This is a genomic window from Umezawaea sp. (assembly GCF_057122925.1).
Genome location: NZ_DBNGPQ010000057.1, coordinates 55997 through 70995, shown reverse-complemented (window position 1 = coordinate 70995; position 14999 = coordinate 55997). Strand labels below are relative to the sequence as shown.

The following is a 14999-nucleotide window of genomic DNA, read 5'->3' as shown; positions in this document are numbered from 1 at the left end:
GAACACCGTTCGGCTGGAGCCGCGTCGAGCCACTCGCCGAGAGGCGACCGCCGCACCGACCTCGTGAACCAGTCCCCGGTCGCCGCCTTCCCCTCCGCGCGGCCGGGGGCCGCCCCGCAGGCCATCGACTGTCCTCAGTGGACAGGAGACCTGTCAGGCCCACTCAGGTGGGACGGGCGCGCCCGACCTCACCGACGGTGGTCGCCACCGCCGGTGAGGCACCGCGATCAGCAGAACCGGGCAGAAGGGGGAGCAGCGGGCGCGGAAGGCGGTCAGGAGCAGCGGTAGTGCGCGGGTCGTCTCAGTTCGACACCGACGATCGTGCGCTCGTCGTCGCTGAACCCGGCCAGTGCGAACTGGGACGGGATGGGTGTGTCCACGACCACCCCGTCGCGCCACAGCACCACGCGCTGCACCGAACCCGCGAACGCGTAGCCCGCGACCGTGCCGCTGCCACCGATCGACCGCCCTTCGACGGCACCGCCGCCGGTGGTGCGCGCGAGCCTGCCCTGCGCGTCCCACTCGGCCGCCGCGTAGCCGTTGCCGCTGATGCCGCCGACGACGCGGCCGTCACGGATGTCCCACGGCGTTCCGGAAGCGCCCGCACCGGGCGCGGCCAGCACGTTCCACTGGCCGGAGGGGCTGACCACGTAGCCGCCGCCCGGACTGGTCTGGACGATGATCCGCCCCTGCTCGTCGACGTCGGTGAGGAAGTTCGCCGAGAACGACGGGGTGGGCAGCTCGCGGTACGTGCCCGGCGCGTTGCCTGGCCACACCACGAGGATCGTCCTCGTGCCGACGGAGGCCCACCCGACGACGTCCCCGGCGTTGTTGACCTCCCAGGCCGAGTAGCCGGTCCACGCGGGGTTCGCGGGCAGTGCGGTGGTCCGGCCGTCGTGGCCGACGGTGACCGCCACGAACCGGTCGTCGACGACCGTGTCACCGACCACCAGGCCCGCGGCGTTCACGTCGCGCAAGTGGGGTACCTCGCCCGCGACCCGCAGCACGACCTTGCCGCCGTCCCACAGCGTTCCCCTGGGGCTGACGATCCCCCCGCCCGAGACCGGGCTCCGTCCGGTGACGCCCACCGCGTACCGGCCGCCGTCGTAGCCCGCGACCTGCCCGACCGCGGCCCCCTCCGGCAGGTCCCACACGGTCTTCTGCCACGTGCAGGCCGCCGCGGCGGCCTGACCCGCCTGGGGCACCACCAGCGCCGTGCCGAGCACGAAGGCGGTGAGCAGGCGTCTCATCTTCCGGTGTGGCACGGGGGTTCTCCTCTGCTCGTGAAGGTCTCGACCAGCGCCCGAGTCTGGCAGCGATCACGGGCCGGGCGGTGCGGATCACGAGCCGGCGCTTCGGGCTCACGCGCTCTCGGCCCTCCGGCGCGCCCGGAGGTGGCGCGCCCCTTCGAGGGCGGCGGTCACGACGAGCGCGAGCCCGACGCCGACGGAGATCCCGAGCAGCGCGTTCCCCTGGAACACGACGCCGCCGAGGTACCCGGTGAGCGCGGTGTAGGCGCTCCAGGTGCTGGTGGCGAACGCGATGAACAGCAGGTACCGGCCGAGCGGGTAGCCGACGATCCCGGTGGACAGGGTGGCCAGGTAGCGCCCCACCGGGATGAACCGCGTGGTCACGAGGATGAAGCCGCCTCGGGAGTCGAGTTCGCGGGTGAACCAGTCGTGCGCCGCCCGCCGCTTGCCGCCGGGTGGCAGCCGCTTCAGCGCCCGCGGGCCCAGCAGTCGCCCCGCGGTGTACGGGACGAGGTCGCCGAGGAAGGCGCCGAGCGTGGTGGCGGCGACGACCAGCACGATGTTCGTCTGGCCGGTGGCGGCGTGGACGCCCGCGATGATCACGACGGGTTCGCTCGGGATCAGCGGGAGGAAGGAGTCGAGGAGGGACACGGCGATGAGCACCGCGTACAGCCACGGGGAGGTGATGACCGATTCGGCGAGGTCCAGCCAGTCGATCACGGGCCGCCGCCCGCCGTCGTGGGCCGCGGGTGGGTCGTCACGGGGGATCTCCTCAGGGGTAGGTGGTTCGGGTTCAGCGCAGGTCGGAACGGGTGGTGGGCAGCAGGGTCGTCGTGGTGGAGCCCGCGAGCAGCTCCCGGATCGCGGGTCCGACGCCGTCCCGCCAGCGCGGGTCGCGGTGCACGGCGTCGACCACGGCCTCGCGCTCCGCGTCGTCGGCGAACCGGCGCAGCCACACGAAGCCGTCCTCGGCGTCCACGAACGTGCCCACGACGGTCATGCCCTTCTCCCGGTGCAGCGGGACCACCAGCTCGTCCATGCGGGCGACCAGGTCGTCGAGGCACCCCGGCCTCGCCTGCTCGCGCCTCATCTCGTAGTGCACAGCGGGCTCCTCACGTGGTCCTGCGGGCGGCGGCGACGCGGTACACGTCGGGTGAGCCCTCCCAGGGGGCGGTGCGCACGACGGCCCACCGGTGCACGAGCCAGCGGTCGCGGTCGCGACGCAGTCCCAGCTCCCACCGGCCGCGCATGGTGCAGAAGTCGACGCCGTCGGTCGGAACGTGGTGGTAGGCCACGACGTGCACCCGGCAGGTGGCCCGCTCCCCGTCGACCTCGACGAGCGGGACGGAGGGCGCGTGGTGCACGCAGTCGAAGCCCTCCAGCACCGAGCGGGCCTCGGCGACCAGTTCCCCGGCCGTGAGGTCGACCGGTGCGGCACCGGACTGCCCGGACAGGTCCAGGCGCACCCGGTCGGCGAACAGCTCCCGCAGCGCGGCCCAGTCCCGGTCGTCCTGCGCGTGGGCCAGGCGGGCGACGACGTCCGCCACGGCCACCCGGTCCTCGACCGGGCTCACCGGTCCACCACCGGGAGCACGAGGCGGCTCGGCCTCGACGGTCCGTGGTGGACGGTGTTCACCGCCACCACCACGTCGTCCTCCCCGTCGAACGCGACGGCGCGGCCGGTGCCGGTGTTGCGGTCGTAGCGGGGGAAGTTGCTGCTCGCCACCTCCAGCCCGATCCGGTGGCCGGGCAGGAACACGTTCGACGTGGCGCTCAGGTCGACCACCAGCTCGACGAGTTCGTCCGGCCGCAGCGGCGCGGGTTCGTCCAGGCCGGACCGGTACCGCGCCCGCGAGATCCCCTCGCACAGCAGGATCGCCCGCCCGTCGGGGTGGACGTCGACCAGCTTGCCGGTGAGGTCGGTGTCCACGGCCGACGACGACACGTGCAGCACGAGCCGAACGTGACCGGTGACCTCGACGGCCGCGTCGAGCGCGGGTGTGGTGAAGCAGAGCACGTCGGGCCGGTCGCGCACGGGGCGCTGGTCGGCCGGGCCCGCCCAGGCGCCGGGTCCGGGGATCACCGGACCGCCGAGGGTCGGCACGGGGTCGAGCGGGTCGTGCACGACCGAGTCGCGGCCGTCGTCCTCCGGCACGGTGGTGAGCAGCGCGCCGTCCGTGCCGGTGGTGCCCGCCCGCCCGCCGCTCGTCAGGAAGTAGTCGACGTGGCGCGTGCCCGGCAGCGGCCAGTCGGCCTCGTCCCGCCAGCGGTCGATCCCCATCACGAAGATCCGCACGGGTGCGGCGTCGTCGAGGGCGTCGCGCCTGCCTCGCACCCACCGGTCGAAGAACCGCAGGTGCGCCTCGGTCAGGTCCGCGGCCTGGACGCCGCCCTCGCGGCCGAACGACCGGTCGGGGAACTCGCCGAGGTCCGCGCCGTCGGCGTGCCCCCACGGCCCGATGACCAGCCGCTGGCCGTCACGGGCGTCAGGGCTGCCGCCGTGGAGCCGCATCCCGACGTAGGAGTCGATCGTCCCGGCCAGGAACGGGTCGTACCAGCCGCCGACGTTGAGCGCGGGCGCGGTGATCGCGCCGAAGTGCTCGGCCGGCGTCCCGGCCCGCCACCACTCGTCGCGCGACGGGTGGTCGAGCACGTCGGCGGCCCACGGCAGGTGGTCGCGCAGGTCGGGCCGGTCGGCGACGGGCAGCCGGTCGAGCGGCGCGCTCGTCAGCCTCGCGGCCGTCCCCTCGTCGGCGGGCGAGGCGCGGCGCACCGCCGCGAGCGCGACCCGGCTCGCCCACGTGACGAACGTGTCCAGGCACAGGGCTCCGCCGGGCGAGTACCACGGCGCCCGGTACGGGTCGGCCGACGCCATCAGCGGCGCCATCGCCAGCAGGGCCGGGGGTGCCGCCGCGGCGGCGTGCCACTGGGCCATGCCCTGGTAGGAGCCTCCCCAGGTGCCGATCCTGCCGTCGCACCACGGTTGCGCCGCCAGCCAGGCGATCGTGTCGGCGCCGTCGTCCGCCTCCGCCGCGTGCGGGACGAGCACGCCCGGCGAGCGGGACGTGCCGCGCACGTCCTGGGCCACCACCGCGTAGCCGGCCCGGAGCAGCGCCAGCACGTCGGGCGCCTTGGAGTTGCCGTACAGGCCGATGCCGTCCTTGCCGTAGGGCGTCCGCACCAGGAGCGCGGGGAACGCGCCGGTGCCCGCGGGCCGCCAGACGGTGGTGGCGAGCCGCACGCCGTCGCGCATCGGCACGGCCACGTCGTCGTCCATCGTCACGATCACCGCCGAGCCCCCACCCCGGACGCGGAGCGCTCGCGCGTCATCATCCAGTGGCTGAACCCGACGTAGGCCGCGGCGAACTCGTCCGGTGTCGCGGAGTGCTCCACGGCCGCGGACAGGCGTGCGACCTCCCGGTAGTGCGGGACGCGCTCGGCCTCGTAGTCGGCGAGCGCGGTCGGCACGTCCCCGTGGGCGGTCAGGCGGCCGGCCAGGACGGCGGCGTCCTCGACGCCGAGCGTCGCGCCCGCGGTGATGTGCGGCGACATGGCGTGGGCGGCGTCGCCCGCCAGCGCGACCCGCGCCGAGACCCACCGCCGCGGCGGGGGCACCACCATGACCTGGTTGTGCAGGATGCGGTCGTCCGGAGTGGACTCGATCAGCCGGGCCAGCGTGGAGTTCCAGCCGCCGTCGTCGAGGTTCCGGGCGACCTCCAGGCACTGGTCCTTCACGGTTCCGGTCATCGCGGGAGTGTCGAACTGCGCCAGCAGCCAGAAGGCGCCGCCGTCGTGGGTGCGCGCGTAGCCACCCCGTGCCCGGCGGTGGCCGACGACCAGCACGTCCGAGTCCAGCGGCGCCTCCCCCGCCGGGACCACCGCGCGCCAGGCGTGGTGGCCGACGTGCTCGCGGGCCTCGCCACCGGGAACGAGCTGCGACCGCACCACCGAGTAGGTGCCGTCGGCGCCGACGAGGAGATCGGCCTGTTCGGCGCTGCCGTCGGCGAAGTGCGCCACGACGCCGTCCGGCCCCTCGTCGTAGCCGGTGAACCGCGCGCCCAACCGGATGTTGTCGCGCCCCACGGCGTCGGCCAGCAGGTCGTTCAGCTTCGCGCGGTGCACCAGCAGGTAGCGGTGGTCGGCCTCGGAGAAACCGGGCGTCTCGATGCGCCGACCCGTCGGGTCGTGGAACCACATCTCGCTCGGCTTGCCGATGGCGGCGATCCGGTCACCGACCCCGAGGCGGTCGTAGACCGCGAGCGCGTTCCGCCACACGCCCAGCGACGCCCCGGCGGCCCTGATCTCGGGCGCCCTCTCGCAGACCAGGACCTCGAACCCGGCGTCGCGCAGCGCCAGCCCGGTGGTCAGGCCGATGATCCCGGCGCCCACCACGACCGCCCGCATCAGCGGTTCCCCCCTCTGCGGAAATCGGCACCGTGAATAGAACGGCAGTTGTGCATGGGAATTTCCTCCTGAGGTGTCGGATCTGATTTCGACATTAGGAGAAAATGTGGCCTATCACCAGTGCAATATCGACATCATGTTATTTCACGTGTGATAATCGGGGAATGGAATCCCTGGACATGAACCTCGTCGTGGCGCTCGACGCCCTGCTGACCGAGAGCAGCGTCACGGCCGCCGCCGAACGCCTGCACACCTCGGCCCCCACGATGAGCCGGACGCTGGCCAGGCTCCGGCGGATCCTCGACGACCCGCTGCTCGTCCGGGCGGGCCGCGACCTCGTGCCGACGCCGCGCGCGCTGGAGCTGCGCGGCGAGGTGCGGGCCGTCACCGAACGGGCCAGGGCGCTGTTCGCCCCGGCACCCGCCGCGGACCCGGCCTCCATCGTGCGGACGTTCGACCTCCAGGTCTCCGACATGTTCGCCACGACGGTGATGGCGCGGCTGGTCGACGACGTGCGCGCGCAGGCTCCGGGGATCACGCTGCGGTTCCGCCCCGACACCCTGGAGGACACCCCCGCGCTGCGGGAGGGCCTGGTCGACCTGGAGGTCGGCGTCCTGGGCCGCGCCGACCCCGAGATCCGCGGCGAGACCCTGCTCACCGAGTCGCTCGTCGGCGTGGTCCGGGCGGGGCACCCCCTCGCGTCCGCCCGCACCGTCACCGCGCGCGCGTTCGCCGCGGCCGACCACGTCGCGGTGTCGCGCCGCGGACGTCCGCGCGGGCCGATCGACGAGGTGCTCGCCGACCTCGGCCTGCACCGGCGGGTCACCGCCGTGGTCCCGACGTACGCGGCCTCGCTGTTCCTCGCGCGGGAGACCGACGTCGTGTGCCTCGTCCCGGCCACGACCGGGCGCGGCACGCTGGACGTGCTCGGCCTCCGGGCGTTCGACCTGCCGTTCCCGTTCCCGCCGCTGGCGCTCGGCATGGCCTGGCACCCGCGCAACGACCGCGACCGGCCCCACCGCTGGCTCCGCGACCGGGTCCGCGACGTGTTCGCCGGGCGGGCCTGACGACCGGCGCGGTCAGTGGTCGCGCAGGCCGTGCCGGACGGTGAGCAGGGCGATGTCGTCGGTCGCGGGCCGGTCGCCGACCAGCGCGGCCATGATCCGGGTGCACGCGCTCTCGGCGGACGCGGGGAGGACGGTCCGGCGCAGCAGCTCCAGCCTGCCGTCCAGGTCCTCGTCGCGGCGCTCCACGAGTCCGTCGGTGTAGAGGGCGACCAGCGTTCCGGGCGGCAGGTCGACCCGCGCGCCGCGCCGACCGGTGACGGCGAGGTGGTAGCCGATGGGCGGGCCGACCGGGGCGTCGACGAACGCGGTCTCCCGCCCCGGCACGGCCAGCACCGGCGGCAGGTGCCCCGCCAGGGCGACGCTCATGGCCCCGGTCGTGGTGTCGACGACCGCGTAGGCGATCGTGGCCATGGTCTGGCTCTCGAAGTGGCTGGCCTTGCGGTCGAGCTTGCCCAGCACCTCGGCGGGGTCGGCGAACTCCAGCGCGTAGGCCCGCAGGGCGCTGCGCAGTCGGCCCATGACGATCGCGGCGGGCAGCCCCTTGCCGACCACGTCGCCGATCACGAGCCCGATCCGGTCACCGGGGAGGTGGAACACGTCGTACCAGTCGCCGCCGACACCGCTGTCGGTGCCGGGGACGTAGCGGGCGGCGAGTTCCCAGTCGTCGCTGGTGGGCAGGCTCGCCGGCAGCAGGCTGTCCTGGAGCACGGCGGCGGCGGCCCGCGCGGAGCGCGACCGGTGCGCGTGCGCCGCCGTCGCGAGCCGGTCGCCCACGAAACGGAGCAGGTCGACCTCCTCGTCGGTGAACCGGCGGGCCGTCGTGGTGCCGACGTGCAGCACCCCGGTCAGATCGCCCTGGGCCACCATCGGCACACCGACCAGTGACTTCAGGCCCCGTTCCCACAGCAGGGGGTTGACCACCGTCGACCGGTCCACGTGGTCGAGCCGCACCGGCTCCCGGAAGCGGGCCACGCGGCCTGCGAAACCGGTGCCCACGGGGATGCGGACGCCCTGGAAGACCTCCTCCTCCAGCCCGATGGTCGCCTTGGCGACCAACTGCCTGCCGCTCGCGTCGACCAGCAGGACGGTGGCGGTGTCGACGGCGAACAACTCGTGCACCCGCCGCAGCAGGGCCTCGAACAGCTTCTCCAGGTCGAGTTCCCGCAGCGTGCTGTCCGTGACCGCCTCCAACACGCGAAGCCTCAGCCCCGAACCCCGAGCGTCGCTCATCTACCAACCTCGTCCCGCACCGACCGCGCACACGACGTGAACACTACGAGGAGGAGGCGGTGCGACGCACGCCCGACCGTGCCGCGGAGGATCTTGGCCGCGGACGAACCAGCAGGCGGCACCGGATCGTCCCGGTGCGGCGCGCGCGACCCCGACGAGCGGGCGGTCACCCTCCGAGCCTGGCGCGGATCGCGCGGAGCTGGGCGACCAGCAGGGGCACCTGGTCCGGCTCGACACCGAGCCGGTCCGGCCGGTTGAGCTCGCCGACGGCCGGGCGGACGCGGGCGAGCTTCTCGACGCCCGCGGCGGTGATGCCGATCCCGGCGGCCCGACCTCGGCGCGCCGGCCCGTCCCGCTCGACCAGCCCGGCGGCCAGCAGCGCCTCGATGAGGGGGTCCATGCTCTGCGGCCGGACCATAAGAGCTCGCGCCAGCTCGGCCTTCGTGAAGTCGTCGCCGTCGGCGAGGCAGGCCAGCACGCCGAACTGGGTCGACGTGAGCCCCTCGGTGGCGAAGAGTGCGCGGAACTCCCTGTCGGCCAGGTGGGCCGTCTGGACCAGCTCCCACAGCACGAGCGCGTCCTCCTCCGGGGACCCGTCCGGACCGGTGGCCGGGTTCACCGGCGCCTCCCCGCCAGCGCGCGGACGGCGGCGGAGCCCGCGGCGACCACCGGCAGGACACCTCGGGCGAGCAGCGCGCCCTGCGGGGTCGCGGTGGCCCGGATCCAGCTCAGCGGCTGGAGGGATTCCCGGACGGCCGGAGCGGCGTGGCGGCGCAGGGCGGTCTCGTAGTCGCTGACGGCCATGACCGCGGTGACCTCTCCCCGCCGCGCGCCGCGCAGCCGGTCCACCAGCGCCTCGGCGTCGAGGATCGCGGTGGCGGCCCCCTTGCCCCCGGTCGGCGGCATCGCGTGGACCGCGTCACCCAGTGCCGTGACCCGGCTCGACGGCCACGGCGCGAGGTGGTCCGGGTCGGACGCGCGCAGCCGGAAGGCCGCGGCCGTCCGCGGGCCGTCCGCCCGGACCAGGTCCACCAGCGGGGTCGCCCACCGCTCGCGGCCGAGCAGCCCGACGACCAGGTCCACCAGGTCCTCGTGCGCCGGGGGCGGGCGCGGCGGGAGGGCGTCCTCGACGGCGACGAGGCCCCAGATCGCCGACGCGCCCGCGGTGGCCGTCAGGCTCCGCTCCGAACGCACCGCCGCCCCGCCCGCCGGGTCGTGCGCGGTCGCGAACAGCCCGGTGCCACCGGGTCCCACGGCGAGCAGCGGCTCGGCCAGGAGCGCGCGGGCGGCGCCCGGCACCGCGTCCCAGTGGACGCGCCCGGCCACGCCGACCAACCCCGAGGGCACCGAGGTCGGCAGGCCCGCCAGCCGCTCGGCCAGTGCGGAACCGGCCCCGTCGGCGATGACCAGGAGGTCGCCCGCCTCCTCCCGCCCGTCGTCGAGCTCGGCCACGACGGTGTCGCCCTCGCGGCGCCAGCCGCCGCAGGTCGTGCCGAGCCGCAGGCGGTCGCCGAGCCCTTCGGCCAGCACGGCCCGCAGCGTCACCCGGTCGACGTCGAGGGACAGCTCGGCCGACGGTTCCACCACCCGCACGAGCACCCGGCCCCGGTGGTCGCGCACGGCGAGGCTGAACCCGCGCGTCCCGACCGCCGAGGCGTGCAGCACCTCGACCAGGTCGGCGGGCAGCAGGGCGCGCAGCGCCGCCACCGCGGGCGGCCCCAGGTGCAGCTTGTACCCGGCCGTCCGCGCCAGGTCGGAGTCGCGCTCCACCACCACCACGTCGAACCCGCCGCGCACCAACCCCTGCGCACACGCGAGCCCGCCGATCCCCGCGCCCACCACGACCACCCGCACGACGCCTCCCCCACCATCAGTCACCTGATACTAGGGGTCGCGATGAGTTCACGGGCTCCCGCGGGTCTACCCCCCGTTCGGCACACCGCACCTCATCCGGGAGTTCGGACATGGGCCTCATCCACATCGCACTGTTCACGACCCTCGACCTCGTCGGGCAGGCGCCCGGCGGCCCCGACGAGGACCCGGCGGGGTTCCCGTTCGGCGGCTGGCAGGCGCCCCTGCTGGACGAGGCCACCGGGGCTCGGATCACCGCCGCCTACGAGGGCACGGACGCGCTGCTGCTCGGCAGGCGGACGTACGACATCTTCGCCGCCCACTGGCCGCACCAGGAGGGCGGCGAGGACGACGGGATCGCCAGGCTCTTCAACGCCGTCCCGAAGTACGTCGCCACCCGCGGCACGCCCGACCTGCCGTGGGCCGGGTCCACCGCGCTCGGCCCCGACCTGGCGGGCGCGGTGCGCGGGATCCGCGACCGGCACGAGCACGTGAAGGTCGTCGGCAGCCTGGACCTGGTGCGGACGCTCCTGCGCGAGAAGCTCTTCGACCGCCTCGACCTCTGGGTGCACCCGGTCGTCCTCGGTGTCGGCAAGAAGGTGTTCGACGGTGGCGAGGTGCCCACGAACCTCACGCTCCTCGCACCGCCTACGGCCGGTCCGAAGGGCGCCGTCCACCTGCACTACGGGCTCGCCGACGGCACTCCGCGAACGGGCGACATGAGCGCCCCCGGCCGCGGTGTCGGGAGCGCGGGCTGACGCGGTGGACGCGGGGCACGTCCACCGCGCGTCGAGTCCGGTGCGGGCGGTGGGGACGCGCCGCCGCGTGCCGCGAACCGGTGGTGGGGGTGGCGACCTCCCGCACGCGGGCGGGCAGCGCTCCAGCGGGTCAGTCGGGGTCGGGGGTGCCCGCGATGACGTCGACGGCGAGGCGGCGGTGCGCGGCGAACAGGTCGAGAGCGGTCTCGGCGTCACGTGCCCGCAGGGCGGCGACGAGTTCGCGGTGCTCGCTGGGGATGCGGGTGAGGTAGCCCTCCGTGCTGCGGCCGATCCTGATCAGCAGGAACAGGTGCACCTGGCGGCGGATGCCGCTCCACGCCTCGTACAGGCGCCGGTGGCGGGCGGCGGCGAACACGGCGTCGTGGAAGTCGATGTCGGAGCGCACCATCTCGTGCACGTCCGTGGCGCGCTCCATCAGGTCGGCCGCCTTCTCCAAGGCCGCGATGTCCTCGTCCGAGGCGTGGGCGACCACCTCCCGCACGGCAAGCCCTTCCAGCGCGCCGCGCAGGCTGACGAGTTCGGCGACGTCCTCGGGTGACAGCGTCGTGACCGTGGCGCCGCGGTGCCACGCGCTGCGGACCAGGCCCTCGCGCTCCAGGTGCAGCAGCGCTTCGCGCACCGGACCCCGGCTGACCTCCAGCGCCTCGGACAGCTCCACCTCCCGCAGCTGCGCGCCCGGCGCGTAGGCGCCGCTGAAGACCGCCTCCCGGATGCGGTCCGCGACCTCCTCGGCCAAGCCCCGCCGACGGGCGGGGGCCACCCTGCCCCGGTCGTCCATGACACCACCCTCCACTGGTTGTCGTCATGTTAACATTGCCTCTGTTGTAGGAATGTTGACATTGCCTGATGACCACCCAGGAGGGTCCGAGCCATGACCGTTCTCGATTCGCCGATCCCGAGGTTCCACCTGGCCGTGCCGGTCGACGACCTGGCCGCCGCCCGCCGCTTCTACGGCGAGGTGCTCGGTCTGGAACAGGGCCGCAGCGCGGACACCTGGGTGGACTGGAACCTGCACGGCCACCAGTTCGTCACGCACCTGGCGGCCGGTCGCACGCCGCAGTTCCACAACCCGGTCGACGGCCACGACGTCCCGGTGCCGCACTTCGGCCTGGTCCTGACGGTCCCGGCGTTCCAGGCGCTCGCCGACCGGCTGCGCGCGGCGGGCACCCGGTTCGTCATCGAGCCGTACGTCCGCTTCGAGGGGCAGACCGGCGAGCAGTGGACCATGTTCCTGCTCGACCCGGCGGGCAACGCCCTGGAGTTCAAGGCCTTCGCCGACGACTCGCAGGTGTTCGCCGCCTGACGGCCCGCGCTCCCCCGGCTCGGCGCGGATCGCGACCCGCGCCGAGCCGGGGGGTGATCAGTCGACGACGAAGTTCAGGAAAGAACTCCACCCGGCCGCTGAGACCTGGATGACCGAGTGACGGTCATCGCGAGCCTTGCTGTCACGCACCGACACAGCGCGCTGGGAGAACCTGACTTCGACGCAGCTCCCTCCGGCGTTGGAGTAGCTGCTCGTGAACCACCCACCCTGGTCACGCGGCGACGGTGGCACTACCTTGCTGGTCAACTAATCTCCTTGATGCGCCGGTGGATCATCTTCACGGAATCACTGGTACTGAGAGCACGCCCGAGCGCCTCCCGGTACGTCATGACGATGTCCCGCACCTGCACGGGATCATCGACAACACCCCAGGTCGTGACCGTTTCCTGCCAGAAGACGGTCGGCAGCCTGGGACTCTCGAAATCGATCAGGTGAACGGTCGCGGCGCCGAACAGCCCGCACGCCGTGACCGTGAACGGGAGCACCCGCACCTCGATGGTGTCCGGGTGCTCCTCGACCATGTTCACGATGTGAGCCAGCTGCCGCTTCAGCACGGCGGGGCCGCCGAGTTCCTGCCGCAACACCGCTTCGCTGATGATGGCCGTCATCTGCAGAGGATCGTCATCGGTGAGCCGGCTCTGCCTCCGCAGGCGGACCTCGACCCGCTGGTCGACCTCGACCTGGCGCATGGTGACGTCGGGGGTCATGATCGCCCTGGCGTAGTCCGCCGTTTGGAGCAGGCCGGGGACCAGGAGGCTTTCGTAGTCGCGAACGCTCTGCGCCCCGTACTCCAAACCCATCAAGCGCTGGAGTTCGCCGTCGAGCAGCGCCGCGTAGCGCGTCCACCAACCGTGCTCCTTGGCGAACCTGCGGAGTTCGAGGAGTTCGTTCCGCTCTTCCTGGTCGAACTCGAACAACTCCAGGAGCTTGATCAAGCTCTCCTCGGACAGGATCTTGCGCTCGTTCTCCACCGCGGACCAGTAGTTGCGGGAGAAGCCCAGCGCTTGCGTGATGGTCTTGACCTCGACGCCCATGTGGTCACGCCGCTGGCGCAGCCGGAGAGCGAGTTCCCACGCCGCGACCACGGGTGACATCGGCAACGCCACGACTTCCCCTTCCACGGCCACTACCCCGGAAAAGCACAAGAACCTGCACGTGCACGGTTACTGTAACCAAACGGTTGAACCGTAGCTGTAGTGGTACAGGGTACCCTTCGGTTAACACGTGACTAGCCAGTCAACGGAACGCGTGCTGCTCTGAAACCTGGTCTTGAATCGAACCCCGCAGCCCGCGTCACAGTTCGCCGTCCGTTGGAACCCGGTTGCTGGCTCGCCGCCTGGCAAGGGCAAGACCTGCATGCCACCGGGGAGGAACGATGGTGTCGACCGCGAACTGGAAGGGGCTCAATCCCGTACCGAAACCGCGCGACCCGAACAGAAGAGTTCACCAAAAAGGATTACCGCAGCCCTCACGTTCGACGAACGGGCAAAGCACGAAGCCCGCCACCGCGCAGCGCGGCAAGCGTCGAACCGACGCCGCGGATCCGGACGCCATCACCCTGACCACGGTGCACCGCACGATCATCGCCGCGGACATCGAGGGATTCGGTCGGCACAGCCGGAACAACACCAATCAGGTGCGGATCCGGCACGGCATGTACCGGGCGATGCAGCAGGCGTTCGAGGCCGTCGGCATCCCGTGGCACTCCTGCCGGCGGGAGGACCGGGGAGACGGCGTGCTCGTCCTCGCCTCCGCCGAGGTGTCCAAGGCCCTGTTCGTCGACGACCTGCCGATCGTCCTCGTCGACGAGTTGACCCGGCACAACAAGAGCCATCCCCCCGCGGAGCGGATTCGCCTCAAGCTCGCCCTGCACGCGGGGGAAGTCAACTACGACCAGCACGGTGTGACGGGCTCGTCGATAACCCACACGTTCCGGCTCGTCGACGCCGACGTGCTCAAGAGCGCGCTGACCGAGTCCTCCGCGGTCCTCGCGATCATCAGCTCGGCCTGGTTCTTCGAGGAGGTGGTCCGGCACAGCGAAGGCAGCTGTTCCAGGTCGTACCGGCAGGCAGAGGTCGCGAACAAGGAAACCACGGCACGAGCGTGGATCCGACTGGTCAGGTCGCCCCGCCGGGTGTGACCGCGGCCGCGCGTCCGAAGGTCGGCTCCTCGGCGACGGCGGGGCGTGGCTGATACCCGCCGGGTATCACGTCGCACTCGATCAGTCTTGGACACCCGTGCCCGGCGAGCCGACGATCGGTCGGGTGAACGACAAGAGGATCGCGCTGGTCACCGGCGCCAACAAGGGAATCGGTCTCGCCATCGCCCGCGGGCTCGGGGCGGTCGGCTTCGCGGTCGCGGTGGGAGCGCGGGACGAGGGCAGGAGGGAGGCGGCCGTCGAGCGCCTGCGCGCCGAGGGCGTCGACGCGGTCGGGGTCGCGCTCGACGTCACCTCCGACGAGAGCGTCGCCGCGGCGGCGAAGGTCGTCGAGCAGGTGGCGGGGCGGCTCGACGTGCTCGTCAACAACGCCGGTATCGCGGGCCGGGTCGACGAGGGTGCGCAGGACCCGACGACGCTGGACCTCGACGTCGTCCGCACGGTCCTCGACACCAACGTGTTCGGGGCCGTGCGGGTGACGAACGCGATGCTCCCGCTGCTCCGCCGCGCGAGGTCGCCGCGCATCGTCAACATGTCCAGCACCATGGGCTCGCTCGTGCTCCGCACCGGTCCGGTCATGGCGGCGTACGCGCCGTCGAAGACGATGCTCAACAGCGTCACGGCGCAGTACGCCCGTGCTCTCGCCGGCACGAACGTCATCGTGAACGCCGCCTGCCCCGGCTACGTCGCGACCGACTTCACCGGTTTCGCCGCGCCGCGAACGCCGGAGCAGGGGGCCGCCATCGCGATCCGGCTCGCCACGCTGCCGGACGACGGACCTCGCGGCGGCTTCTTCGACGACGCGGGTGCCGTCCCCTGGTGACCCGCGCGGCCGGGACCGCGTCCCACTGGCCCTGGTGCCCACGCGCTGCCGGGAGACGTCGAGGGCGAGGTCCGCTCACCTCCGGCTGACGGCGGGGCGTCGGCGCGACCACG

Annotated in this window: 17 protein-coding genes; 5 read left to right on the top strand and 12 right to left on the bottom strand. The window is 73.1% G+C overall.

The window, feature by feature from the left end; all coding sequences use genetic code 11:
* Positions 1-272: 272 nt before the first annotated feature.
* The 6 genes from AC156L_RS13340 to AC156L_RS13315 all read right to left on the bottom strand — a co-directional run bounded on the left by AC156L_RS13340 (position 273) and on the right by AC156L_RS13315 (position 5654).
* Positions 273-1265 carry a hypothetical protein gene (locus AC156L_RS13340; RefSeq protein WP_330879691.1) on the bottom strand — a complete coding sequence of 331 codons (993 nt, stop codon included), beginning with the start codon at positions 1263-1265 and terminating at the stop codon, positions 273-275.
* Positions 1266-1361: 96 nt separating this feature from the next.
* Positions 1362-1970, bottom strand: a complete 609-nt coding sequence (locus AC156L_RS13335) for a DedA family protein (protein WP_330879692.1) — start codon at positions 1968-1970, stop codon at positions 1362-1364.
* Between the two features lie 73 nt (positions 1971-2043).
* A complete protein-coding gene (locus AC156L_RS13330) occupies positions 2044-2352 on the bottom strand; it encodes an NIPSNAP family protein (protein ID WP_330879693.1) in 309 nt (102 codons plus the stop codon).
* 10 nt (positions 2353-2362) lie between these two features.
* On the bottom strand, positions 2363-2824 hold the full coding sequence (locus AC156L_RS13325; protein WP_330879694.1) for a nuclear transport factor 2 family protein: 462 nt from the start codon (positions 2822-2824) through the stop codon (positions 2363-2365).
* Positions 2821-4539 (bottom strand): CocE/NonD family hydrolase, encoded by a 1719-nt coding sequence (locus tag AC156L_RS13320; RefSeq protein ID WP_330879695.1) that lies wholly within the window; start codon positions 4537-4539, stop codon positions 2821-2823. The genes AC156L_RS13325 and AC156L_RS13320 overlap by 4 nt, the downstream gene beginning before the upstream one ends.
* Positions 4536-5654, bottom strand: coding sequence for an FAD-dependent oxidoreductase (locus AC156L_RS13315; RefSeq protein WP_330879696.1), 1119 nt, complete (start codon positions 5652-5654; stop codon positions 4536-4538). The genes AC156L_RS13320 and AC156L_RS13315 overlap by 4 nt, the downstream gene beginning before the upstream one ends.
* A gap of 164 nt (positions 5655-5818) precedes the next feature.
* Between AC156L_RS13315 and AC156L_RS13310 the strand changes: the two genes are divergently transcribed.
* Positions 5819-6721, top strand: a complete 903-nt coding sequence (locus AC156L_RS13310; RefSeq protein WP_330879697.1) for a LysR family transcriptional regulator — start codon at positions 5819-5821, stop codon at positions 6719-6721.
* A 12-nt stretch (positions 6722-6733) separates the two neighbouring features.
* Here AC156L_RS13310 and AC156L_RS13305 read toward each other — a convergent pair whose 3' ends face one another.
* From AC156L_RS13305 to AC156L_RS13295, 3 genes are all read right to left on the bottom strand, one after another.
* Positions 6734-7951: a PP2C family protein-serine/threonine phosphatase gene (locus AC156L_RS13305; protein WP_330879698.1), complete on the bottom strand. Its 1218-nt coding sequence runs from the start codon at positions 7949-7951 to the stop codon at positions 6734-6736.
* Positions 7952-8117: 166 nt separating this feature from the next.
* Complete coding sequence (locus tag AC156L_RS13300; RefSeq protein ID WP_330879699.1) at positions 8118-8570, bottom strand: MarR family winged helix-turn-helix transcriptional regulator; 453 nt, start codon at positions 8568-8570, stop codon at positions 8118-8120.
* A complete protein-coding gene (locus AC156L_RS13295; RefSeq protein ID WP_330879700.1) occupies positions 8567-9805 on the bottom strand; it encodes an FAD-dependent oxidoreductase in 1239 nt (412 codons plus the stop codon). Before AC156L_RS13295 ends, AC156L_RS13300 begins: the two co-directional genes overlap by 4 nt.
* A gap of 110 nt (positions 9806-9915) precedes the next feature.
* Here AC156L_RS13295 and AC156L_RS13290 point away from each other — a divergent pair, with 110 nt between their 5' ends.
* Positions 9916-10560 carry a dihydrofolate reductase family protein gene (locus AC156L_RS13290; protein WP_330879701.1) on the top strand — a complete coding sequence of 215 codons (645 nt, stop codon included), beginning with the start codon at positions 9916-9918 and terminating at the stop codon, positions 10558-10560.
* 130 nt (positions 10561-10690) lie between these two features.
* On the opposite strand, the gene AC156L_RS13285 is transcribed toward AC156L_RS13290, so the two are convergent.
* On the bottom strand, positions 10691-11359 hold the full coding sequence (locus AC156L_RS13285) for a GntR family transcriptional regulator (protein WP_330879702.1): 669 nt from the start codon (positions 11357-11359) through the stop codon (positions 10691-10693).
* Positions 11360-11452: 93 nt separating this feature from the next.
* Here AC156L_RS13285 and AC156L_RS13280 point away from each other — a divergent pair, with 93 nt between their 5' ends.
* Positions 11453-11884 carry a VOC family protein gene (locus AC156L_RS13280; protein ID WP_330879703.1) on the top strand — a complete coding sequence of 144 codons (432 nt, stop codon included), beginning with the start codon at positions 11453-11455 and terminating at the stop codon, positions 11882-11884.
* 57 nt (positions 11885-11941) lie between these two features.
* On the opposite strand, the gene AC156L_RS13275 is transcribed toward AC156L_RS13280, so the two are convergent.
* Both AC156L_RS13275 and AC156L_RS13270 read right to left on the bottom strand, forming a co-directional pair.
* Positions 11942-12136: a DUF397 domain-containing protein gene (locus AC156L_RS13275; protein ID WP_330879756.1), complete on the bottom strand. Its 195-nt coding sequence runs from the start codon at positions 12134-12136 to the stop codon at positions 11942-11944.
* An 11-nt stretch (positions 12137-12147) separates the two neighbouring features.
* Positions 12148-13032 (bottom strand): Scr1 family TA system antitoxin-like transcriptional regulator, encoded by an 885-nt coding sequence (locus AC156L_RS13270; RefSeq protein WP_330879704.1) that lies wholly within the window; start codon positions 13030-13032, stop codon positions 12148-12150.
* Between the two features lie 194 nt (positions 13033-13226).
* Between AC156L_RS13270 and AC156L_RS13265 the strand changes: the two genes are divergently transcribed.
* Positions 13227-14045, top strand: a complete 819-nt coding sequence (locus AC156L_RS13265) for a nucleotidyl cyclase domain-containing protein (protein WP_330879705.1) — start codon at positions 13227-13229, stop codon at positions 14043-14045.
* Between the two features lie 124 nt (positions 14046-14169).
* On the top strand, positions 14170-14886 hold the full coding sequence (locus tag AC156L_RS13260; protein ID WP_330879706.1) for an SDR family oxidoreductase: 717 nt from the start codon (positions 14170-14172) through the stop codon (positions 14884-14886).
* Positions 14887-14999: the final 113 nt, after the last annotated feature.